11 protein-coding genes are annotated in these 25755 nt (G+C 38.1%); 3 read left to right on the forward strand and 8 right to left on the reverse strand.

Annotated features, from left to right (window positions below; translation table 11 throughout):
* Positions 1-193: 193 nt before the first annotated feature.
* From ABXH06_RS06710 to ABXH06_RS06730, 5 genes are all read right to left on the reverse strand, one after another.
* Positions 194-3271, reverse strand: a complete 3078-nt coding sequence (locus tag ABXH06_RS06710; RefSeq protein ID WP_353517697.1) for an efflux RND transporter permease subunit — start codon at positions 3269-3271, stop codon at positions 194-196.
* Positions 3271-4539 (reverse strand): efflux RND transporter periplasmic adaptor subunit, encoded by a 1269-nt coding sequence (locus ABXH06_RS06715; protein ID WP_353517698.1) that lies wholly within the window; start codon positions 4537-4539, stop codon positions 3271-3273. The genes ABXH06_RS06710 and ABXH06_RS06715 overlap by 1 nt, the downstream gene beginning before the upstream one ends.
* 4 nt (positions 4540-4543) lie before the next feature.
* On the reverse strand, positions 4544-5932 hold the full coding sequence (locus ABXH06_RS06720) for a TolC family protein (RefSeq protein WP_353517699.1): 1389 nt from the start codon (positions 5930-5932) through the stop codon (positions 4544-4546).
* A 163-nt stretch (positions 5933-6095) separates the two neighbouring features.
* The gene (locus ABXH06_RS06725; RefSeq protein WP_353517700.1) at positions 6096-15941 is read right to left on the reverse strand and encodes a carbohydrate binding domain-containing protein; all 9846 of its coding nucleotides are present in this window, start codon (positions 15939-15941) and stop codon (positions 6096-6098) included.
* A 75-nt stretch (positions 15942-16016) separates the two neighbouring features.
* Positions 16017-16595: a PEP-CTERM sorting domain-containing protein gene (locus ABXH06_RS06730; protein WP_353517701.1), complete on the reverse strand. Its 579-nt coding sequence runs from the start codon at positions 16593-16595 to the stop codon at positions 16017-16019.
* Positions 16596-17093: 498 nt separating this feature from the next.
* On the opposite strand from ABXH06_RS06730, the gene ABXH06_RS06735 reads away from it, so the two are divergent.
* The 3 genes from ABXH06_RS06735 to ABXH06_RS06745 all read left to right on the forward strand — a co-directional run bounded on the left by ABXH06_RS06735 (position 17094) and on the right by ABXH06_RS06745 (position 20548).
* Positions 17094-18647, forward strand: a complete 1554-nt coding sequence (locus ABXH06_RS06735) for a sulfatase family protein (RefSeq protein WP_353517702.1) — start codon at positions 17094-17096, stop codon at positions 18645-18647.
* 83 nt (positions 18648-18730) lie between these two features.
* Positions 18731-19768 carry a class II fructose-bisphosphate aldolase gene (gene fba, locus ABXH06_RS06740; RefSeq protein ID WP_353517703.1) on the forward strand — a complete coding sequence of 346 codons (1038 nt, stop codon included), beginning with the start codon at positions 18731-18733 and terminating at the stop codon, positions 19766-19768.
* A gap of 78 nt (positions 19769-19846) precedes the next feature.
* Positions 19847-20548 carry a transporter substrate-binding domain-containing protein gene (locus tag ABXH06_RS06745; protein ID WP_353517704.1) on the forward strand — a complete coding sequence of 234 codons (702 nt, stop codon included), beginning with the start codon at positions 19847-19849 and terminating at the stop codon, positions 20546-20548.
* 86 nt (positions 20549-20634) lie between these two features.
* Here the strand turns inward: ABXH06_RS06745 and ABXH06_RS06750 are convergent, their stop codons facing one another.
* The 3 genes from ABXH06_RS06750 to ABXH06_RS06760 form a co-directional block, all read right to left on the reverse strand.
* Entirely contained in the window at positions 20635-22194 is a 1560-nt protein-coding gene (locus tag ABXH06_RS06750) for an alpha-L-fucosidase (protein WP_353517705.1), read from the reverse strand.
* A gap of 172 nt (positions 22195-22366) precedes the next feature.
* Entirely contained in the window at positions 22367-24226 is a 1860-nt protein-coding gene (locus ABXH06_RS06755; protein ID WP_353517706.1) for a tetratricopeptide repeat-containing diguanylate cyclase, read from the reverse strand.
* Between the two features lie 128 nt (positions 24227-24354).
* A complete protein-coding gene (locus ABXH06_RS06760) occupies positions 24355-25551 on the reverse strand; it encodes a glycoside hydrolase family 117 protein (RefSeq protein WP_353517708.1) in 1197 nt (398 codons plus the stop codon).
* Positions 25552-25755: the final 204 nt, after the last annotated feature.

The raw sequence follows: 25755 nt of genomic DNA on the forward strand, positions 1-25755 counted from the left end.
CTATGACCTTTTAGTAATTAGCATAAATCATGTAAAAGACTTAACCGCATTTAATTCAATTAGTTAAGTTATCTCTTAAACCGAGTTAAGGTTATTTAGAGTCTTTTATCTACCACCTTTAGTTCAATGACATAAAGGCAATATATAAAATAAGTCAAACCTTTAAATGAGCCACTTTTGCGCAGTAATAACGCTAGTCAGCAGTGCTTTGAATATGCCCTCGATTGATAACAAAATATAACGATGGCAAAACTAATAAACAAATTAAGGTGGTAAACAAAATACCAAATCCTAAAGATACCGCCATAGGAACAACGAACTGTGCTTGGCGCGAAGTTTCAAATACCATAGGGGCAAGGCCACAAAAAGTGGTAATAGTTGTCAGTAAGATAGGACGTATTCTTCGCAAGCAAGCTTCAATTATGGCTTCTAACGCATCATGACCGTGTTGTAGTTTCTTATTAGCATATTCAACTAAAATAAGGCTGTCATTCACCACTACCCCAGCGAGTGCTAGCATTCCCATTAAGCTGACAACACTTAAACTATAACCTAATGCCATATGTCCTAAAATAGCACCAACGGCGCCAAATGGAATAATCGCCATGATAACCGCGGGTTGTAAATAGCTTCTAAATGCCACTGCTAATAAAATATATATACCCACTAACGCAAAACCTGTACCTAGCTCTAACCGTGAAACACTCTCTGCGATTTCTTCCTGATCACCACCAAAAACAATTTTAATACCAGGGTATCGACCGGTTAATTCAGGGATCAAATGATCACGAACCGCTTGCGATACTGCTGGGATATTTTCTTCTGGGAGAATTTCAGCCCCTACACTTTCAATACGTTGACTGGCGCGTCGGCGAATAAATGAGGGAGCTAATATTTTATCGATGTTAGCGACACTTCCTAGCGGTGCATAACCGCCGGATTTAGTGCGAATCAACAAAGACTCTATTTGATTGACATCAGTACGTTCATTTTCAGGTAGTCGCACTAAGGTTGTTACTTCATTTCTTAAGCGGTGTTGTCGTTGAGCTCTTGCACCATACAGCGAAGCACGCATCTGCTCAGAAAGATCTGCGGCATTTAAACCCAGTGCTCGACCATTTTCATTAAGTGATAGTTTCCACTGAGGTTTCCCCTCCTCCATGGTATTGATCGTCGCAACAACAAAAGGCGTTTCAGCTAAGAACTCCACCGCATCTTTGGAGGCTGCGGCTAAAACATTTGAATCACTGTGTCGTAACTCAACGGTTAAAGAAGCAGTGGAAATTTCACTACTACCTCGCCTTGCACCACTAAATCTAAGTTTACCGTATTGAAATAACTCGCTGGCATTTTCCCGCCACAAGTGCTTTATTTGCTCAGTAGAATACTCACGTTCTTCACTTTCTACCAACAACATCGCCACTTCGACACTGTTGTCACGGATCACTCCTCGAATACTAACAACTATGTCTTGTAAGTTTGTTTTTGTAAGAAAATCGTTGGCATTTTTTTCTAATTTTCCACGTAACACTATCGCTTGTGATTCTGTTGTCGTTTCAGATATTTCAAAATTGGCCTTTACCCAACGACCGTCCATCTTTGGATATAAACTAAACCCCATTTTTCCACTAAAAGCATAACTAATGACAACAATAAAAATAAAACTCGCGATAGCCAATACTAAACTTGGCCATTTTAAACAACGTTGGAGTAGAGGCAGGTAATAGTTTTTAATAAAATTATTTAAGCCTTTATTGCAATGTTGTTGTGCAATATTTAAGTAACACTCTATCTTCGAGGGCTTCTTTTTATCAATATGCGCTAAGTGTGAAGGTAAAATAAATAAAGCTTCCACCCATGATACGGCAAAACAAATCACAACAACGATAGGGATCGCACCAAATAATAATTTCATTGAGCCAGGTAGTAGCAGCAAAGGTAAAAAGGCAACAATATTGGTTAATATGGCAAAAGTTAATGGTTTAGCAACTTCATTAGCTCCCTGTACCGCCGCTTGTTGAAAGGTCATGCCCTCTTGCATATGAGAATATATATTCTCACCGGCAATAATTGCGTCATCCACAACAATGCCAAGTGCCACAATAAAACCAAACATTGAAACCATGTTAATCGACACATCAAACATTGGTAAAAATAACATCGTGCCAAAAAAAGCACTTGGAATACCTGCAACCACCCAAAAGGCGAGTTTAAATTGTAAAAACAAACTCATAATAATGAGAATAAGTAGTAAACCAATAAAGGCATTACTCAGTAACAAGCCTAACCGTTTTTGGTAATTTTTTGCGTCATCATCAACCACTGAAATACCTGCATTAAGAGGCAGTATATTTAATAGTTCTGGCCACATATCTTTTATAGCATCAGCTATTTGGCTAGGTGTTTGCTCACCCATACGATAGATATTCAATTGTGCGGATAGTTGTCCGTCAAACGTCACTAAATTTCGTTCATCAGCAAAGCCTTCTGAAACAGTTGCTATATCACCTAAAAGCACTAAGTCGCCCGTTTGGTTTGATATAATCGGTACATTAGCTAACTCTTCAGCCCAGAATTTTCGTTGATCAACCGAAACAATAATGTCACCGTTTTCTGCTTTGATTTTCCCTGCAGATTGCTCTATAACATTTTTTTTCAATAAAGAAGAAACTTGATTGAGGGTAAGATCATATGCTTGTAATTGCGCTTGTGAAATTTCTATATGAATTTCTTCCTTAGGGAATCCTCGCAATCTTACTTGGCTAATATAAGGAGACTGTAAGATCCGATCCCTGATCTGCTCAGTTAAGCGTTTTAATGCAAACTTATCTAAGTCAGCATGAACAATTAACTCCATCACATCAACAATACGTGTATCTAGCCTAACCTTAGGTTTTTCCATTCTTGAGGGGAAAGATGAGATTCGATTTACCGCCTGTTGAGCGTCTTGATATATTTTTTGTGGATCTACCCCAGCATCTAGTTCAGCACGTACACGCATCCAACCCGAGCCAATAAAAGTATTTATTTTGCTAATGCCAACGAGGCTGTCTAATGCATCTTCAATAGGAACAGCAATACCTATTTCCATTTCACTTGGTGATGCCCCAGGATACGAAACAACAACCGATACCGTATCGAGCGTTGTTTCAGGCATATACTCTTTGCGGATCACAAAGGACATAACAATGCCCCCCATAATCAATGCTAACATCAATAAATGAGGAGCCACACCATGACGTATCATCCAAGTAATAGGGTTAAAATTCATTATTCATTACCCTTTTTGACTTTTTTGTTTTTCTTTCTCTTGGTTAAGTCGCGCGTTTTTTTTTTATTTTTGCCAAACTCTTCAGTAGATCGATTTTTTCCTTTTACAATATCAATGCGCCTTGGTTTAACCGGTAAATTAACATTAGCGATACCAGGCTTTTCAGCCAATGCTAGATCTCCACGTTGAAACTCGCCCTCAATATAAATAAGATTTCGCCCTTTAAATAACACATTAACTTTACGCTTTTGTAGTGTCTGTGCCGCATCAACCACCCAAATAGTATTGTCAGCTTGCAACCAATGGTGCTTTATTGTCCATGCATTGTTAATTGTCTTTCCTTGAAGCTCGACATTAACAAAGTCATTAATAAAAACATGTGGTTGATTGTCTTTTAATGGGGTAATAGGGTTATCAATTGCCAGTAAGACTTTAATTTGCCGATCTTTGTTATCGAGTTCAGGCAGTATCGATATAAATTGAGCTTGACGATATTTTCCTTTACCCCAAACACGCTCATTCATTACCTTGTACTGCACACTTTCATCTAAGAAGGCTAAAAACAGATGGGAAATTTTCACCTCTAACCAATATTTTTGCGTATTAGTAATGGCAAATAATTTCGTATTAGACGACACCTTACTGCCCCGCCCGACATTTTTAGTCATTATTTGACCATTAAATGGCATCACCACAGTTGTGCGTTTTAAATTAAGTTTCGCTTTAGCTAGATTGTTTTTTGCCACGGCCACTTTTGATTGAGCAACCGCTAGTTGTGGTTTTCTTAGCACAAGATCTTGGTCAATATTTAATGCATTGTTTTGATTTAACAGCGCTAACTCTTCTTTGGCGAGTACTTGGTCAGCTTGTTCGAGGGCTAATGAGGCATTAGCTTGTTCAAGTTGTGCGTGTTGAGAGTTTAGTGACAATTCAAAATCTACCGGATCAAGTTTAACCAGCCAATCACCTTTTTTTAATGTCTGCCCCGGCAGAGCCAATGGGTTAATTTGCTCAATATCACCCGACACTTTTGCATGTATATTGATAGTTTCAGAAGGTTTGACATAACCCGATGCAAGCCAAGAAGGTGCAATCGAGCCTTTTTCTAGGGCTGAGACCTGAACTATTCGCACACGCTTTTGTTTTTTTCTTTCAGATTTTTGAGACGTTACCGAACTGGTAGATAAAATTTGGTAAGCAATGAGCCCACCTAGCGCAATGATACCAATAGGAAGCCACGCTTTTTTATTCAATAATGAAAATGACATTCTATCACTCTTTCATAGTAGGGGATGTTGATGCTAATTGAGAAAAGTCGCCATGACTTAATTCTCGATACAATAAGACTCGGTTAATCAATAATGCTTTTTTCGCATCTATTAATTGAATTTCAAGGGATAAAATATCTTCTTGGGCATTCAATAAGCTGATGTACTTTATTTTGCTATTGAGATACTTCAACGTAGTCAATTGCTCAGTTTTTTGTGCCAATGACAGTTGCAGTTTTAAATTTTCAACAACATTCATCAATTGATTTTCATTAAGCAGAGCCTTATTCACTGCAGCTATTGCCTCAAGCCAAGTTTGTTTATATTCAACAATAGCGGCTTGTAAATGTAGTTTTTTCTGTTCCACAACTGCTCGCCTTTTTCCACCGTCAAAAAGTGGTAAAACGAGAGATGAAATGAGATTACCACTCCAATCATCGAAAAGTTCTTCTACATTGGTTTTCTGCGTTGAATAGCTTGCCCTTAAAGTAATACGTGGCAGTCTTTCAGCAACCGCAGTTGCAACACTTGCATCAGCTGAATGAACCTTAGCAAAAGATTGTTGAATATCCGGTCGATTAGCCAGTTGTTCTAACGGTATTCCCATTTTAGGCAATGGCGGTAAATGCGGAACAGCTGTAAAGGCAACTATGACTTTACTAGTGTCCATTTCCCCTAACCAATTCGCTAAATTTTGCTTAGCTAAATAACTGGCTACATCATTTTTACTTTGTTTGACTTCAATAGATTTTACGAGTTTTTCTTGTTGCCAGATATCAGTAACCGAGCTTTTCCCCATAGCAAAACGCCGAGATATAACCTTTAGTGCTTGGTTTGTTCGTTGATATTGTTTCTCTAACACTTGGTATTTTTGATGCTCAGATAAGGATAATAGCCATGCATTCACGATACTTGCCGCAACTAAGTTTTCTTTTGCGTGACTCAAGGCGGTAAGCTCTTGATGTTGCCAATACGCTTTTTCTTCAACCGACTCTAGCTTTCCCCATAAGTCCAACTCCCATGAAGCTGCCAAGCCTAAATTGGCACTATCTATTTGCGCGATATCGGTAATGTCAGCTTGAGTACCTGACACTAGATTGAGTGAAGGTAATTGACCTGCACCAGCAGAAACGATCCCTAATTGACTCGCTTTTTCCCGAAGTTGAATAGCCTGTATAGTATTGTTTTCGTTTAATGCTTGAGTTACTAACCGATTAAGTTCCTTGTTATTAAAAGCATGCCACCACTTATCTTTATGCGCAGCAGTGCCTTTACTGATAAAGGTATTTGGTACAGCTATGTTGTCAATTATTGATTTACTGTTTTGGCTACACCCATAAAATGTAAAAGTAATAAAAAGAAGTAAGCACCTAAAATATTTAATGGTTAACACAGATAATATCCACTTTGAGAAAAATAGCTCCATTTAGCTTTTTATTAATAATAAACCTTTAAAAAAATTAAATCATTACATTTACATTACTTTACGCAGCGCAAATAATAAAAAGCTCAGCGATTGCTGAGCTTTTACTTTGTTAAGTTAATGATAAAAAGAACTAATTAACGATAAACTTCCATGTATCACCCTGAATAACAGTACCGTTAGCTTGTACGGCATCCACTCTCCAGTAGTAATTTCCCGGAGCAAGTGTTGTATCAGCTTGGTAAATATTGGCTTGTTCAGCAATATAGTTACCTTGGTAATGTTCACTATCAATATCACCAGCACTAATCGCTTCTACAGCAGATTTTGTTGATGATAAGTAAACATTATGACTAACCGCTTTATAACCATCTCTCCACATTAAGCTAGCATCACCTGACACTGGCTTAGCTGTCGCATCAACAAGCTCATTTCGAGGAATAGCAAATGAAGCTTTAACCGTTTGATAACCAGGGATCCAGTAATAAGGTGCGTCAAGTTCATAAGCACCTAAGTCAAGAGCGGCTCCCTGTACCATTGCTTCTTGATACTGTGGTAATGGAGCATCGCCAACATAGTTTGCATAGCTGTTTGGGCTATCAATTATTGCTCCTGTGTCATGTAATGCTCCTCCACGTAATGGTCTAAAGTCATAGTTAAACATGTCATGTAATTGAGACGTTAGTGTGACCGTTTCTTTTAAGCCATTAAAGTTATTACCGACAATACCCGGCAAGGTATCAGACTCAACAGCTCTGTCACTTGATATAGAATCAGAAGCATTATTTGCAGTGACGGTACGTTCATGGCGATAATAAGGGTTCGGATCAACCAGCATACGCTGGTCTATATCATCGTTATTCCACGTCGTATTATGATAAACACGATGGTCATCACCTTTAACCATAATACCCTTGGCATTCCAAACAACATTATGGTGGATCATACCAAACTGGCCGCCAGAAGTTTCATTTGTCGTATCAAATGGCGCATCAAAGCGAACACCATATTTTTCCGAATCATGAGCCCAGTTATAGGCAATATTTACCGCCGCCTGTTGTGCTTTACGCAACTGGAAACTGGCCCCATCATTTTGAGCAAAGCCACCGGTGATCATATCATTATAAAGTGCGTGTAAACTGCCACCTTCAGGGACAAACATCGTAGAATTACCAATAACGTCCATAGTATTTCTCTTGAAAGTTGCCTGTTGGTTAGTCATTTTAGTGATCATAACGGTTGCATGCGGAGAGATAGTGTCGGCACTGGTTGCATCTAAACGTTCAAATAAGTTGTTTTCAATGATAGAGTTGCCTCCTTGAATGATCAGACTTTGTACATCGCTATCAGTCACCGTATTATTTTTAAAGACAATTCCGCTATTGGCCCGCTTATCAAGAGCAGAATACAATTCAATTAGCTGATTACGACCATAGCCAGATTTATCATCACCAAACTCTTTTAATACCCTCAATGAAGCAGCACTGTGTTTAAAGTTTGAATCACTAATAGTGATGTTATTACATGGTGAACATTTAATGGTACTGGCGAAGTAATCAAAACCTTTAATTTCTACGTTTTCCCAGTTTGCTACATCGAACGCATAACCAGTATCACGAACAGTAACGTCACCTATAGGACCATTAACAGCATCAGACCATAAATATACGTAATGTTTGCCATCTTCCACTTGGTAAAGCCATTCATTGTCAGCATCAAGTAACGACAGTTTTGCCTCAAGGTAATAACTTAATTGCTTACCTTTGTAGCCTGACTTAATGGGCTCATGGGTAAAAGTATTGGAGCCGGCAACATGACCTACGCTGGTATCATCAGGCATTGATTTAAACAAACTAGTGAAAGTTGAAGACATGTCGTCGTATGCTTTCACCATACGTGAATAAGTATAAAAGCTTGCTGTATTAGCTAAAACAATCGCGCCTTCAACATCTAATGGCTCACCACGGTAGTCTTTTGCAGTCGCTAGGTCATGATAACTTGGATCATTAATCATAATACCGTTGCGCACTTTACTACTGTCTAAGGTTCCTTCAGCCCAAACTTCGTCTGAGTATATTGACTGGTGATTAGTCGCTGATGGCAAATCAAAATTAGCGTTTGGCCAACGGGCCACCATACGTTCTTTATCATTAACAAATAGCTGCCATACTGGTGCTGTTATTTCGCGTTTATAGATATTACCGTAATATTGTTGCCATTGAGATTTTTCACCTAACTCATTCGTTGCTGCTAGGTTTTCAATATTATTAGCACCAGTTAAACGAACATTTTCACATGGGTATGCTTGTATGCTAACAGGGTTATCTACCGAACCAGTTAAGGAACTGACTAACGTACTATCAATCGTTTCATGGTATCGACCTTCACGAAGGTAAATGGTTAAACCTGCTTGGTTTATTTCACCTGCAACAGCAACACTAGATAACGCAGCGCTTAAGCTATTAAATGGAGAACCTTCACTACCATCACCATTTTCACTACCCATAGAAACATACAAGGCATCAGATTTAAGCTGAGATAAGTCGGCCTGACATTGGTTAGCGCTAATGCCATAACCTTCAGTTTCACCGTCAGCAACACCTGTTTCAGGCTCTGGCTCAGGTTCTGGATCCGGGTTAGTAGTATCTAGAGCTTGTGTTTCTACTGTTAAATTATCAAATAATATACTATTTGTAGTATCTGATTTAACCCAAACCTGAGCTCTAGTAATATCACCATCAATTGGTAAAGTAATTTCGCCAGATAGAGTAACCCACCCTTCTGTAACTTCGAGACTATCTAATGTAATAGCTATTCGTGTTCCACTGTTATAATACTGTAGAATTAAGTCGAGACCGCCAATGACACTATTTAAATTACCATCCACCAATTTAGCATCAACTGATATAAAGTATTGTTTACCAGCATCTAAATTAAGATTTAGTCGTGCTGATGATGAAGCTACACTCCGATTAAAAACATGACCAACATTAGAGCTTCGCTCTGTATCAAAAATAACTTCAAAAGATGAATTTTTTAACGAATATCCTTCAATGTCAGACTCAAGATCACCATTTACTGCGATATTAACCATATCTGGTGTTGGTGCGTTTTCAGATGTTTTCACCAACAATGGTGCAGCACCTTTCGCATTCGTATTGAAGCTATGCTTATGAACCACAGCACCAATGCTATCGACTAACACATTAACGCCCCAAGAAACGCCAGCGGTATCACTCTCATCTAACACTTCACCTGGGATCAATGCATTCCACTCATCACGTGTGGTTTTAGGCGACCAAACATTACCATTCATCGCTAAAAAGGCTTGTGCATCACCTTCATAAAAAGCAAAGATTTCTGCCATTTCCGCTTTTGTTGCCCAGCGCCAGCCATCAACATTCGCTTCACTTGCTAACCATGTAGTGGTGTCTGCTGTACTTATATTGATATGACCATCTAAATCATCGCTATTAGGCAAGCGCATGATATCAAGTGCTTGTCCGCCGATATAAAATGCAGACCAAAATGATTGAGTTGCATCATCTAAAAAGCTATCTGGGTCTGAAATTAAAGATTGCTGAGTTGGGTCCGTTGGGTCCGTTGGGTCCGTTGGGTCCGTTGGGTCCGTTGGGTCCGTTGGGTCCGTTGGGTCCGTTGGGTCCGTTGGGTCCGTTGGGTCAACAGCATTGGAAACAATTGTGACGTCGTCAAGGTAAATACTCGGAATAGGATCTGATGTCGCATGCTCTCCTTTCGTTGAGCGAACCCAAATTCGATAGCCTTTATCAGCTAACGCATCAGCAGGCAAAGTAAATTCAGCATCAAATGCTAACCAATCACCCGTTGTGCTTAAGTAGCTTCCTACTTGAATAGCAATATCTTTAGTCGCCCCTTCATTACGATAGCCAACAAATACGCCAACATCGTAACCACTTTCGAGCATCTTCAATTGCGCGGTTAATTGATAAGTTTCACCACCAATAAGCCCAGTAAATGACTGTTTAACGGTTGAAGCATGTGAGCCATCTCTACCTTGAATAACTGCGATAGTATTGCCATCAATCGTCTCTAATGCCATTGACGCGCCACCTTGGTTTATATTCCATGGTTCGCTTGTACCATCTTCAAAATCACCGTTAACAATGAAGTTATCAACTACTGGATCGGTGACATCTTCACTTGGATGGTCACGCACAATCAATGCTGCCCCACCTTTAGCGTTGACATTAAAGCTTTGTTTATAGCCCACAGAGCCGACTTGTGTAGGTTTTGCAGTAAAGCCAAATGAAGGATATAAACAGCCATCATTGTGAGTACATTCACCTTGTTGGCTAGTTGGAATGAGTGCAGACCATTGCTCAGTATCATGAGGAGACCAAGCATGGTTTAATTCAAGAAACGCCGAGCCGTTATTCTCAAAAAATGCCGCAATGGCAATCATTTCAGCTTCAGTAGCATAGCGCCATAGGCTACCTTGTTCAGTCGCAACATTGTCACTACTAGCTAACCATGCTTGCACTTGATCATTCGTAGCGCCGACGGCACCTAAATCATCACTGACTGGTAAGCGCATAATGTCGAGCCCTGCACCCGCAATATTCGTGGCCGTCCAATAATCATTGGTATCATTGTTTAACCACGTTGTGGCATCGCTATAAATAGACGTTGCGTTCGGCACTGGTGGAAGTTCTACTTGAGCAAGCATCAGTGGAATACTAGTACTTAATTGATTAGTGACAGTTTCAACCGTTGCACGCCAATTGTCTTTGTCATTTCTGACATCAAATATTGGTGCTAACACATCATATTCAATTTGAAGATTTTCACTGAGTTCTTCAACTAAGGCATTATCTTGAATCGTCCAACGTTTATCTTCAGGCTCAACAACACCGGTAACCTCAGCTCTATCATCAGTTATAACGAGCTCATTAAAACTAAAGTTTTCAAAAGCGCTACTGCTTTGATAATGAAATTCTTCTTCCGTGCTATATGCCAAAAACTCGATAAAATCAGGGTATTTAACATACGGTGTAGCATTCACATCAGCATCATTAAATGCTTTTTGAATGCCTAGCATTTTACTGTAGTAATTGTTGAACAATGAATTAGCAGCAAATTTATTGTATTTAATAGGACGACCAGCATTGTAGAAAAAGTTTTGCTGCATCATATTTTGACCGCCGCCATTAATATTGATCCCTGAAAAGGTATCGTTATTATTGCCGACTTCGTTAAAGACATTATGCTCTACTTTTATACCACTAGAGAAGTTGTCTAAATAAACACCGTTAGTTGGAATAAATTCAAAGTAGTTATTGGTGATTTCATTACCACGTAAATGCGGTAATGCACCAATACCAACATATAACGCCCCGCCATCACTTTTGTGATAGTTAGGTAAGTCATGAATATAGTTATATGCCACCACATTGTCTGTAGTATTGCGCATTAAAATACCAAAATGCGGCGCAGTATGAATTTCATTATAGGTTGCACTGTTGCCAACCCCTGTTAATGAAACACCTGGGATCTGTGACTTTTGATCCCATGCAAAGTTATAAATAGTGTTTTTAGTGACACTGTTATTAGCTGCGACAAGTTCAACTGGCAGCTCTAATGTATCAAGTACTTGGCTACCTGAAGATTTTGACAGTTTAGCTGACTGACCACCGGAAATTTTCACCCCGTAGCCACCCACGTTAGCAATTTCACAACCACTAACGCTATTGTCACTACCATCAAGTAGCACACCACCTAGACTGAAATTACGTATCGTACAGTTCGTAATGGCAATGTGTTGGCCTTGTTGAACGTTAATGGCTAAATTTCTACCTGTGTCAAAAGTTATGCCATCAAAGGTAATATGTTTTGCACCTGAAATGGTCACCATTGGCTCAGCTAATGTAGATAAAACCGTAGTGTTAGTCGCAAAATTTTCTGTTGGATAAAAATACAGTTTGCCTAAATCACGGTCAATATAGAACTCTCCTGGCTGATCGAGTTCTTCGGCAATATTTTCAAAGTAAAAATGAGAGCCTTTATTGGTACCAATACCACTTAGCTCACCACGTTTTAACGTCAGGTGTTTGGTATCAGCATCAAACGCTTTCACTTGGTTATATGTCCACTCCCAAGAGTAAGCTAAAATACCATCTAGATGAACTTCACTTAAGTCATGCCACAAACTTGGACGGTCAAATTCAACCGCCATTGTGCCGCCACCGTTGTTGAATTCATCACTAAATTTATTAGCATCTTGCTGCGTTAAACCTTTATCAACCACAGATAAATATGACACCATGCCTGAAATATCATGATGACCAGACTTATCATCTAAGTACGGACTTTGTTCACCAATATTTGGCCAACGAGCAAGGTTCATTTTCTTGTCACCGGAGTAAAGCATCGCTGAAGGCACTCTACCATTAGGCTCTAAATTCCAACCATGAGGTGATAAATTACCTAATGCTTGACTCAAGTTTTCAAGCCCCGCTTGAGCAAGATCAATTTCAACAATATGTGAACCCGCACTGCCGTCAACTAACATTGAGGTAAAACCTGCGTCTGCGGCAGTAAACTCAGATGGGTTTAACACTTTACCGCCAAAGAAATTAACCTGAGCGCCATCAGCTGCTTTATACACGATTGGCGCAGTTTCAGTACCAGAGTCTAGCGATGTAAAGCTTAATTCATCCGCAATAAAGTAATCACCACTTTGTAATTCAACCGTAATACCTTGGGTATTATTACCTTGTGCAATGATTTCACGCACCGCTTGTTGAGCTGCCAATAAGCCGTTATAAGGCTGGTCTGCTGAACCATCAGGATCACCAGAAGTCTCTGCAGAAACATAAAGTACAATAGGTTCATCTGTTGAAGGTTCACCGGTATCACCTCCCGTATCTGAGGTTGGTGTATTACGAACAACCAGCGCTGCTGCTCCTTTAGCGCTTACGTTGTAGCGAGGTTTATATTCAACACTACTAATATTAGAGGTGGTGACTTTAAAAGAGAAAGCAGGCATCAAGTCGCCATCATTTTGTGCCGTCGTTGGAATATTAGCATTCCAAAATTCTCCTGCTGGCGACCACGCACTGCCATTCAACTCATAAAAACCCGCACTGTCTTGTTGATAAAACTGTGCGATAGCCCACATTTCTTCTACTGTTGCATAACGCCAGCCTTGCGCTGAATTAGCATTTAGCCAATCACTTACGTTATCATAATTGGCCTTGCCATCTTGAGTATCTCTACCTAATAAATCACTAACAGGTAATCGCATCACATCAAGCGATGCGCCATTTAAATGAAAACCTGTCCAAAAATCTTCTTCCGAGTTATTGGTAAAACTTTCACTATTTGAAATATAAGAGACCGGCGTAGTATCAACTAAGGTGAATTTATCAAAGTAAATATCTTCTGTGCTATCAGCCGTTAATAAATAAAGCTCTTGATAGCCTTCACTACCTATTTCATCTGGCAACGTAAAGGTTGTTGATAACCTAACCCAACCATTATCAAGTGTTTCAATGATAAGTTCAGGATAAACAAATTTACTACTGTTATCGATTTGAGGATAACGTACTGCAAGTTTCAGTTCGTTAACATCACCAGAAAATTTGGTTAAAACAGACGCATGGTACTGACTACCTGCGTTAAAAGACACTTGGGCTCGGGCAGAAGACCCTTTTGCACCACGCTGATAAACGCGCCCCACCCAAGTCTCTTCATCACCGTTATAACTACCAATATTTCGTGTATGGACCAACTCTAACTGTGCTCCAACCTTGCGCCAATTTGATGTACCAGATGTGAAGTAACCATTAGCAATTAAATTTAGGCTATCATCAATTTCTTCATCTACATCTTGTGGGGGTAGTGGCGCAATTTCAGTTTCAGCATAGCTATTACACTCTACTGCCGTTCCACGATAGGGTTCTAAAACAACAACCCCCCACGAATCAAGTACTGGTAAAGTAAACTCTTTAACCCCTGATGATGTTTCAGTTAATGGCAACTCAATACATTGGGCTGTAGATGCGTCATCATCCACTGAGTAATAGACCGCTTTGTTAATTGGTGTTCTAAGTAAATCTCGATAACGTAGCTGAACCGTGACATTTTCAAGCTTTGTTAACTCGTCAGTTGCAACATTTAAGGTTTTATTTAACGCATGTAAGACAATTGGCGCTCGGCGATCGTCAGATTGGCGAACCACAATTTCAACATCGGTATTGTGTTCACCTGCATGTACATAACCGGTTTCACCAATTTTTGCGTAAAGCTTTTCCATATCAGCTTCACTTTCAATATGAACAATGCGTGATTGATATCTATCTAATAGCTGCTTTTGCTCGTCAGTTAAATAATCAATATCACCTGTGGTGACAATAACGCGCGCCATAGCGAGTTCACGAGCAGTTGGCTCTTCATGCCAAATATCTGAGCCAAAACTTAATAAGTTATATTGAATATGAGCTTGCTCAAGTAACGCATCTACTTGATATAAAGCTGGCATTTCACCATTAATACGGTGAACTTTAGACGCTTCCATTGCTTCATAAGAATGTAAAACGTAAACGTTAGCTACTGGAGAATAGTTATCAAAGAGTTCTTTATTACCACTAATAAAGTCAGTAATAAATTCAAAATCGCCTGGATTTGATAAATACTCATCATTTTTTACGGGTACAACATAGTTGGCGCCGTTAGCATAAGCTTGAGTCATTAATGTACGAGGGCGATTAACGGCTTTTTGCTCTGCCATTTCAATCCAGTCAGGAGGCCCTTGGTTAAAGGTAATAGCTTTGCCTTGAGCTTCAGCAATTTTGTAAAGCAATTTAATATCTTGCGGGTCACCTTGCTCTTCTTGTGAGTAGAAATCAGCCGAATCAGGTGAATGGCCTGAAATAGGATAAACCAGCTTACCACTTGAACTGATATCAATGCTTGGCACACTTTGCCCATTCGCATCTACAAAGCTGTTAGCGTAGGCTTTTAATGTTTGAAGTAGCTCACCGTGGGCTTTAACATGGAATTGTTTAAACAAATCATAAAGAGGAATATCACTGGTTTGATTTAAATAAACAGCATTTGCGATAGATTCATCGTTATAATTTAATAATCGTAAATACTCGCCATAATCAAAATCACTAATTGACTCAACTTGAAGGTTCGCTACTGCTGATTCAATCGCCTGATTAAACGCTGATACTGATGTAAATTCATTGCTTAAAAATGCGTTAAAGGCGGTTAAGCTTGGCTCAGAAAAGTCACCTCCCCAAAACAAAGTTTTTGAAGAACTCGTTTGAGAATCAAACATGATAGCATCAACATTTCCGCCTAGTTGAAAGCCAACTGTCTGCTCGGGGCTACCTCCCATTAATACATCAACTTGTTTCTTCAATAACGCAATTGTGGCTGGACTATGTGTCGAATAGAAATAAGGAGGGATAGCATATGCTTGCCCACCATAGCTGAAATTCCATGTTTGACCTTGATAACTACCTTGAGCTAATTCTTCTTCTGTATAGCGTGAACTAGCACAGTTTTGACCAGAGCAGTTTTCTCCTGCAGGTAAGCCCATATGTGCAGGGTACAGTTGATATTTACCTTCTAACGTTCTTACCGCCTGCTCTTTCGGGTTTATACCTTCCATCACAAAATATTCAGCAAAAGTTTTCCAGTTAGCGTCAAATTCAACACGCGCTTGAATCTTAATGCCTTGAGCACGTTTTTCAGCAATCTCCTGATAAAAGGCTGTTTTGTCTCTTTGAGTAATTGGACGCCAGTGGTGAAATAACCAGTTGTACCAATCTGCGTGAAAATATTCAGGAAGAGAAACCGATGCTTCTCCATAATTACCTGTATCGAATTGCCTTAATAAAATGTCTGATTTTTTGGGTACGTCTGCCTGAACCGTCGCGATGACCGAAAGTACGGATAATAAAACGATTGATCGGTTAAATAATTTCAAAATATCACCTATTATATTTATTTTAAGATCATTCATCGGACAAAAACGTGACTTATTGACCGATGAGAAAGACTATTAATTTAGAAGCTTACGACGTGAGCTAAGTAAGCAAAGTGCAAGTGCGAAAACAGCGATAGTTGCAGGTTCCGGCACATCTGTTGTAGGTGGAACACTTGGATCTTTATCTAACCCAAATGACGTAAAGGCAAAATTTGATAATTCAAAAGGTGACTCAAACCCCAAAGTTTCAAAACGAAAATCAATAAAGAAATCGCCGACCACTTCAGAAAGGTCGATATTAACGGTTAAACCATCAAGCGAAAAAAGTTCACTGCCAAAGAGTAGATCATTAGTGAATTCAAAAATGCTACCTTCAGTACCAAAAAAGCCGACAGCTAGCATATCGAAGTTAAACTCTGAATCTAAAGGTTTATTTAAATCAAAACTTAATGATTCAACATTACTTAAATCAAAAGTGCTATCGCTCGACAACATTCCATTCCATGAGTTGAAAACTATGGTGTTATTATTAAAGACTGCAGTATCATCTTCAAATGGATATGGATTATTCCAAGTACTATCGCTGATTAATAAGCTCGCGTGAACTTGTGTTGACAAAATAAGAGTCAACATTATTGTAATTAGTTTTTTCATTTTCTTCCCCGTTATACAGCAACGAACGAAGGGCTTATTAAATTCCTTATTAAGATAGCTATCGTTTTGCTTCAGTTATTATTCTTTTCTAAAAATTATTTTAATTATGACCCCACTCCCCAGTTCTATAACTTGAACTTTATAAAGTAAAATCACACAAACCTCATTATTAAAACAGATTGATGATTTATTGATCACCGTGAAAAGTTACCTTTAGTCGCATGCAAAAACAAGTACTTTGTTTATAAAATACACTTATTGTAAATGTTTTGTAAAGTTGAGAAGGAGTGCTTTTCGTTAACATACAACAAGTTACCCCAACATAACGATTATGAATAAATAATTAAGATTTTTATCTACGAACAAACACGTACATATTAATCAATAAACAGCCATCACACCAAAAAGATGTCTTTTATTAATATTTGACACTTTTATCATTGATCAGTTATTTAATTTAGATATAATTAAACTATTCGCTAAAGTAGAGTCATAAAGATGAATAAAAATATTTCTAAACTAAAAAGCACCATTTTATCGATAACAGTAATATTGGGTATGAGTGTAACTAGTTCGGTAAGTGCAACTGATAATATTGAAAACGGCAATGCTAAAAAACCTAACTTTTTAGTGATTATCACCGATGATCAATCCATAGATACCATTAATGCTTTTGGCAATAGTGCAATCAATACCCCAAATATCAACCGTCTTGCTAAATCTGGCATGGCTTTTACACATGTATTTAATCAAGGTTCATGGTCAGGTGCTGTATGTGCCCCCAGTCGCCAAATGATCAATACCGGTCGTAATCTCCACCACACAGGTTTTACACCTAAGTCACCTAACCATAAGGGTAAGAAAAAAAATATTAATAAAACCAAATACCCTCTTTGGGGTGAAACCTTTAGAAAGTCAGGCTATGAAACCTTTATTACTGGCAAATGGCATGTCGGTGAAGATGCATTAAAACGATCTTTTAGTATTGGTAAGGCGGTTCATGAAGCGGGTATGGCTCCCTTAAGTAAAGGTGGGCAATGGAAACCATGGTTAACTGATTTTGGAGAAAATATTAAATGGCAAAAGAAACAAGTAAATCAGCACACTAGTGAAGCCTTTGCTGATGCCGCTGTTGGTTATTTAAATACCAAAGCACAACGTAATGACGAACCATTTTTAATGTATGTTGCGTTTACAGCGCCACATGATCCAAGACAATCACCACAGTCATTTGTTGATAAGTACCCTGCTGAATCTATTCAATTACCACCAAATTATATGCCTTATCATCCTTTTGATGCGGGTGATTATAATAACCGTGATGAAGCACTAATGACCTTCCCCCGTACTGAAGAGCAAACAAAAGAGTTCATCGGTGAATATTATGCCATGATCGAGCATTTAGATGTTCAAGTGGGTCGTATTCTAGATAGTTTAGAAAACTCTGAATTTGCTGATAATACTTATATAATTTTTACCTCAGATCACGGTTTAGCTGTTGGTAAACACGGTTTAGCCGGTAAGCAAAACATGTACGACCATAGCATTCGTGCACCATTTATTATGGTAGGTAAAGATATTCCTGCCAATACTAAAGCTAAAGGGATGTTTTACTTAAATAGCTTATTTGCCACGACTGCCGAACTTGCTAAAATTGAAATTCCAGATACTGTAGAAGGACCAAGTATTATTCCAATAATCAACGGTGAAAAGGAAGTAATGAATGATTATATCTATGGCAGTTACCGTCACTTTCAGCGCATGGCGCGTAGTCATCGGTATAAATTAATTTATTACCCGATGTTAAAAAAGAATGTTTTATTTGATCTTAAAAATGACCCCTGGGAACTCAATGATATTTCGAAGCAACCAGGGAGCGACAAAATCATTCAATCTTTAACCGTTAAGCTAGAAGAATTGAAAAAAGAAGTAGGAGATCCGTTAACTAATGATGATCCTATTGGTAGCTACAAGCCATTTATGCTGAAAATAGATAAGAAAAAGCAAATGTCGGCACTAAAATCACTACCGTTTACTTCATTAAATCAATAATACACCTCATTACATAACGAACTTACGGCTACTAATTTTAAGTAGCCGCTTCTTTTCCTTAAACAAAATATACGAGCAGTACAATGGCCTTGATCTCAATGCGTCAACTTTTAGACCATGCATCAGAAAATAATTACGCAGTACCTGCGTTTAATGTCAATAACTTGGAGCAAGTAAGAGCGATAATGCTGGCAGCAAATGACACCAACAGCCCTGTAATAATGCAAGCTTCAGCAGGAGCAAGAGCTTATGCTGGTACTGCTTTTTTACGCCACTTGATTTTAGCGGCAATTGAAGAGTTTCCTCATATTCCTGTTGTAATGCACCAAGACCACGGTACTTCACCCGCTATTTGCCAGCAAGCTATTCAAATGGGCTTCACTTCTGTGATGATGGATGGCTCACTATTAACCGACGGTAAAACACCAGCGAAATACGACTACAATTTTAACGTTACTAGAAAAGTTGTTGAAATGGCCCACGCCTGTGGCGTATCTGTTGAGGGCGAGTTAGGTTGTTTAGGCTCACTCGAAACCGGACTTGCTGGTGAAGAAGATGGCATTGGCGCGGAAGGTATTTTACGTAGCGAGCAATTATTAACAGATTCAACTGAAGCCTTTGAATTCGTCGAAGGCACCAAGGTCGATGCACTTGCTATAGCGTGTGGTACTTCACATGGCGCCTATAAATTTACCAAACCACCAACAGGAGATGTTCTCTCCATAGAAACTATTAAAAAAATTCACAAAAAATTACCTAACACCCATTTAGTCATGCATGGCTCTTCTTCTGTTCCACAAGAATGGTTAAAAACGATTAATCATTTTGGTGGCGAAATAGCTGAAACCTACGGCGTACCCATTAAAGAAATTCAACAGGCAATAAATCATGGTGTCAGGAAAGTAAATATAGACACAGATCTACGTCTAGCGGCAACAGGAGCAATTAGACAATTTTTATTTGAACACCCTAGAGAATTTGATCCTCGTAAATACCTAAAAGAGTCGAGTAAGGCGATGTACGATATTTGTGTTAACCGTTATCAGCAATTACAAACAGCAGGGAATGCTAGTACCATTACAGTAAAGTCGCTTGAGAAAATGACACAATTTTATACGTAACAATGTTCCTGCTTTATTAATATCTGCGAATACCTGCTAATATTAGTTCAATAAACAAGCTAATAAGGTATTGTTAAAATGTATAAGCTGTTGCATATAATTATTTTGATAACATGGGGTCTTTTAAACACCACTTCAGTGAATGCTACCTCCAATAAGAAAGTAAGCGATAGCGACTTAATTACTATAGGGATTCCGGTAAATGAAGAGGTATTAAATGAAAATGACCCATATTTTGTTTCTTTAAAAAGAGCTTATAAAGCACTTAATATTCAAGTTGAGTTTATAGTTTTACCAGGAGCTAGAAGCTTCAAAATGCTTGAAAAAGGTAAAATTTCCGGTAGTTACCCAAGGTATGCTAATTTAGCCACTTCAAAAAATAAATTTATCGCCACCCCCAACTTTAATATTAAAGAAAATATATATGCATTTTCTTTAAAGCCAATAGACTCTATTGATTATGTCACTTACACCCTTAAATATAACCCCAAGAAGATAGGAACAGTTCGGGGCATAAAAATAGTCGAAGCTTATGTTGGTGATCAAAAAATACATTTATTCAACCATATTGATCATCTAATTGGGGCATTAAAGTCCAAAAAATTACACTTGGTATTAGAAACAGAATATGTAATGGAAAGATTCTCAAGCGAATTACCAAAGCTATATAAATCCCCTGAGCCAGTAATAAAAGGCACTATTACCCAATTATTGCATGAAAGGCATCAAAATATCGCAGATAAACTACAGAAATATTTTGAAGAAATACCAATCCAATAAGCAAAAAAAACTTAAGAATACAGGCATAAAAAAACCAGACCCGAAGGCCTGGCTAAATTGTTGGTGGGACCTACAATTTAAAAAGTTTAAAACTTACCTTTAAATTTAATTTTAATACCAAAAGCATGATCACCGGGCTTTTTATCCGGCATAGTCACTTTAAGACCATCACCATGTTGTCGCCACTGTATTTCGCCATCATGCCCTAGCATAGAGACTGACTCCACAGCAGAAAGACGTGTATTCATCGTAACAATGTTTTCGATGGTTACTTCTTTACCTGCACCAGGCCAATCTAGGACGTAGGCGTATAAATGACCGTTATTTTTGGTAAAGCGAATATCCTTTTTGTTAAACGGAGAACGAGTCGCCTTATGTGGCACTTCATTGGTTTTACCTTCACCATACATATACCAAGGACGAGAGCCGTAAATACCTTCTCCATTAATAGCGAACCATTCGCCCATTCCTTCTAGCGTTTCAGTCGTGGCAGCATCAAGAGTACCATCGGCTTTAATTGGTACATTTAACAGCATATTACCGTTTTTACTGACGATATCGAGAAACTTGTCGATAACCATGTTCGCATCCATTAAACCATGTGGCCATTTAGCGTTATAGCCCCAAGACCCTAATGAATCATCGGTTTGCCAAGGTTTATCTAAAATATGACTTGCTTTACCACGTTCAAAATCAAGTGTTGCCATACCTTCGGCATAAAGCCCTTGCCATGGACGCTCTTTTATCGCCATAACCGCTTCTTGTTTGCCATCATTGTTTTTCATGCTGTTATTGTACAAATATGAAATCACTTCCATACCTGTTTTCCCTTCATCTTTACCACGAAATGGTACTGCTGAATCAAAATAGAAATGGTCTGGATCGTATTTTTCAATTAAGTCCTTCATCCGTGCTGCCCATTGATCACGCCACCACTTCGGTGGTTTTTCAGCTGCACGCTTATGAGTATCATCATGCTTAGGAAAATAAAAGTCGTCATACTCAGGGTTATCACCATCATATGGTACCCCTTTTAATGGCCCTCTTTTATCTGATTGGTTAGCAACATTTAGCCAGCTATAAGCGCGTGATAAGTGAGTGGTGACACCAAAGCGTAAACCATGCTTTTCTGTCGCTTGTTTCCATTCACCGGTAATATCACGTTTTGGCCCCATATTAACCGAGTTCCATTTATGGTGTTTTGAATCCCATAAATCAAAGTTGTCATGATGAACCGCTGCTGGTGAAAAATACTTAGCACCTGCTTTTTTGAACAAAGCCACTAATGCATCAGGATCCCAATTCTCCGCTTTCCACATAGGAATGAAGTCTTTATAACCAAATTCTGAAGGATGACCGTAAGTTTTAACGTGGTGTTTATATTCAGGAGAGCCTTGCTGATATAACTTACGCGCATACCACTCGCCTCTTTCGGCAACGGAATAAGCGCCCCAATGCAGATATATACCTAATTTTGCATCTCTAAACCATTCAGGAGCTTGGTATTGTTGTAAGGACTCAATGGTTGCTTCAAACTTAACTGGTGGTGTAGAAGCTGAGTTATTACTGTCTGATGTCGTTGCACAGCCCATCAATGATGATAGTAGTACAGAACCTATTACCGCTCGAATCTTATTATATTTCATTTTATACACTCAAATATCTAAACACACTCATTTGTGTTTTTTATTTATAATACACACCATAAAATATAAATCAAATAAATTTGTGTAAAGCTATGTAAAGGTTCTTCAAATGCATAGTTATTAATTTTATAGGCTGTAGAAGTAGAGAGTAAAAAGGTAAATAATCATAGTACTAAGGAGCAAATACTCTCTGAGTATTTAGCAATTGTACGCTGCGATCTCGACCTTGAGATTTGGCTTGATACAATGCATTGTCTGCTCGCTTTAGCATTTCGGAATAATTTTCATCGGTAGTTTTAATTTCCGTTATACCAATACTTACTGTTACTTTATGATCTTCATCAGGAAGGTTAATCTGCTTAAGGTTTTCTCTTAAACGATGAATGATACTTTCTAAGTATGCTATGTCTGTTTGCGGAAAAATAAATAAAAACTCTTCTCCACCGATACGACCTATATAGTCAACGTCTCTAATACTAGTCTGAGCAACTGAAGCAAACTCAATTAACACTTTATCGCCAATATCATGACCATATAGATCATTAATTTTTTTAAAAAAATCTAAATCCACTAGTGCAATAAGTAAAGGTGAGTTATAACGTCTAGCACGAGAAAACTCTTCATCCAAATTAAGAATTGTCGCTCTGTGATTGGCGACATTAGTTAACGAGTCAGTTAATGCCATTTTAGTTAACATGATACGAGTTTTATGAGAGCGTGCATAAAGGAATAAAATGATACTGATAATTAACACTAAAATAACACCGATCAGTATTTGATTAACTAGTCGCTGTTCTTGAATTGCTAGCTGTGCCTTGGCACTTTCATTTTCTTGTTTTAATAGTTTGTTTTCTTGCTCTTTTAACAGGCTGTCGAACTTAACTTGCATTTCATTTAGCGAGCTGACGTTTTCTTTCTGCTCAACGTTTTTTTCGACTTCTTGTTTTTTTATCAACACAGCATAAGCTTGTTCATACTTTGACTGTTTTTCAAAAAAGAAGTTTTCAGCATCTAAAGTATCTAGCTTGAATAAATCATTTTCAGCAAACTCTTTGCTCGTTTTTAATTGCTCGATAAGAGCTTCTGCTGAATCAAAATCATCAATTTTAATTTTTTGACGAATTAGCGCGAGGTTTACATAAAATACAGAATTAACACTATTAAACTCTTGGTAAATGACTAAAGCTTTTTCTTTGATTCTGATAGCTGAATGTAATTTTCCTAATTCTTCTTCAATGTCAGAAAGTGAATTTAGCGCGTAAGCTACCCCTAACTTATCCTCAATAGCATGCGAAATATTTTCAGATTTTTTAATATATTCTTTAGCTTGTGTTAAATCTCCCGCTTTAAAGTATGCAATTCCTATATTTAAATTGAGCACTGACATTTCATAGGATTTTTCAGGTGATTGGCTATAATCTATCGCTTTTAAATAGTACTCTATCGATTTTTCCCACTGCTGATTTGCTTGATATATCATGGCAAATAAGTTCAGTGAAAAAACCATATTTGAATTATCGTTTACTTTTTCAAAGTAATTATAAGCTTTGCTAATAAGAGGTAGTGCAAGCTCAGATTGTTTATTGATAAAAAGTAGATAGCCTTGCTTGATATATATTTCGTTAACTAATTTATCGTTATCTATTTGCTCGGCAAACAATAAAGCATCTTCAAGAATACGTTGAGCTTGAGACATATTAGACTTTTGAAGCAAGGTATCTGATTCTAATATTGCAAATTCAATTAACTTTTCCTTGATATTATATTGCTTAGCTAGAGCCTTACCCCTTTCAATATAAATTTCAATATTTTCAAAATCACCAATGACTCGTAATGTGCTGCCTAATAAATAGAGAGCTTCTATTTCTAGAAGCTCATTATCTTGCTGTTTTGATCGTTCAAGCAATGAAATTGATTTATTCTTTGCTACTTCTGGCTGCTCCTTTAAAAGCAGCTTTATTTCAGCTACTTCTGTTGCAAACTCATTATTATTTTCACTGGCTAAAACATTCCCTGTAATTGTTAGCCACAAAACACATATTAACGAATAGAATCTTGTATTACACATTAACAATTATCGACTATTTAAGGTTACTCTCTTCGATTGTAACTAAAAGTAGTGACTATTTCTGTAATAAGATCGTTAAATAAATGTACAATTTATTTAACTAAACTATCTCTTGGAATATTAAATTTATCAGGGGCAACCATAACGTCTCTGATCGTACTGTAATGTGGAAACTGTTTCCAACCTAACTTCTTTTTCATTCCTTGTTTTAATTGGGTATCAAATCTCACTAAGAACGCCCAGTCGCTGCGGCCATAGTGTGCTAAGCCCCATGAGAATCCTTGCCCGTCTTTAGGGTCATCAAATTTATCCGCAATATAAGCTCCTCCTGCAGGTGGTACATCTTCTAAAGTAGATTTTACATAAAAGTTGATACCATCATCTGAATATTGGACGGTCGATTTTTCTGGGCCAGCCCAATCAACAATAGCCGCAATTCCTTCTTTCCAAGGCCATACCCAAATTTCATGGCCACTATTAGTTATCGGGTTCATTGGGCTTTTTATATAAGGTCCTTCTGGATGATCAGCTACCGCTACCCCCCACTTAGAATCTGCCCACATAGTATCGCCAATACCATGTCCTTTATAATACAACCAATACTTACCAAATCTTGGAATGACCGCTGGATCATGTACCATTCGACTGTCCCATGAACCAGACTTAACAGCTACAAGCTTGTTGTCCCACTTAGGGTGTGGTTTCCATTCGCCGTCATAAGTTGGGGTCAATATAGGCTTTGCTAATTTTTGCCAAGGCCCTTCGGGCGAATCTGCTTTTGCCATGGCTACAACATTGATTTCATAGCCATCTTTCTTTTCCGCTTGATAAGTAAGGTAGTATTTACCATTTGCCACTAAAATATTGGTGGTAAAAACGCTTAAGTCATCATATTCTCCATCAACGCCACGCTTAACAGCAATATCTTGCTCTTGCCAAGTTATGCCGTCTTTACTCGTCGCGTACCAAATATCAGCATTCAACCAACTGAGTTTAGGGTCCTCTGATCGGGTATACCAAACATAATAGTAATCACCTACTTTAATAATTGAGCTTGGATCACGTCTGTGAACTCCTTGTTCATAGCCAAGTCCTTTTACTGGCTGATAACTAAATCGCGCATATAAGTCATTTTTACTATCATCGACTTCATGGCGTTGCATGGCCGCACTAACTGGAGGCGTACTAGTGCTTTTATCTATTAACTTCATTTTTGATTCAGCGTTGCATGCAAATAATGGCAACAAACTTAAAGACACTACAACGGAGACCATCTTTTTATTTTTCATATTTTTACCTATTTTATAATTCGGCCACAACAAACATTGTGAATTGTTAACAATCTAGCATTTATTCAAAAAAAACGTAATAATGAATTACGTTTTTTTTGGTTTTCTATGTAAAACCATTTAGTTAACCTCAACTCGGTTTAAGAAGTTAGCTAACGGTTTGAAATATAATTAAATAAATTTAATATATTATTCTAGCTAGAA

The organism is Thalassotalea sp. SU-HH00458 (assembly GCF_040362795.1).
Taxonomy (GTDB): domain Bacteria; phylum Pseudomonadota; class Gammaproteobacteria; order Enterobacterales; family Alteromonadaceae; genus Thalassotalea_H; species Thalassotalea_H castellviae.

Coding starts and splice junctions, on each gene's coding strand:
- ABXH06_RS06760 (WP_353517708.1), bottom strand. CDS start 25,551: ATGAAAAATAAAAAGATGGTCTCCGTTGTAGTGTCTTTAAGTTTGTTG.
- ABXH06_RS06750 (WP_353517705.1), bottom strand. CDS start 22,194: ATGAAATATAATAAGATTCGAGCGGTAATAGGTTCTGTACTACTATCA.
- ABXH06_RS06745 (WP_353517704.1), top strand. CDS start 19,847: ATGTATAAGCTGTTGCATATAATTATTTTGATAACATGGGGTCTTTTA.
- ABXH06_RS06710 (WP_353517697.1), bottom strand. CDS start 3,271: ATGAATTTTAACCCTATTACTTGGATGATACGTCATGGTGTGGCTCCT.
- ABXH06_RS06715 (WP_353517698.1), bottom strand. CDS start 4,539: ATGTCATTTTCATTATTGAATAAAAAAGCGTGGCTTCCTATTGGTATC.
- fba (WP_353517703.1), top strand. CDS start 18,731: ATGGCCTTGATCTCAATGCGTCAACTTTTAGACCATGCATCAGAAAAT.
- ABXH06_RS06730 (WP_353517701.1), bottom strand. CDS start 16,595: ATGAAAAAACTAATTACAATAATGTTGACTCTTATTTTGTCAACACAA.
- ABXH06_RS06735 (WP_353517702.1), top strand. CDS start 17,094: ATGAATAAAAATATTTCTAAACTAAAAAGCACCATTTTATCGATAACA.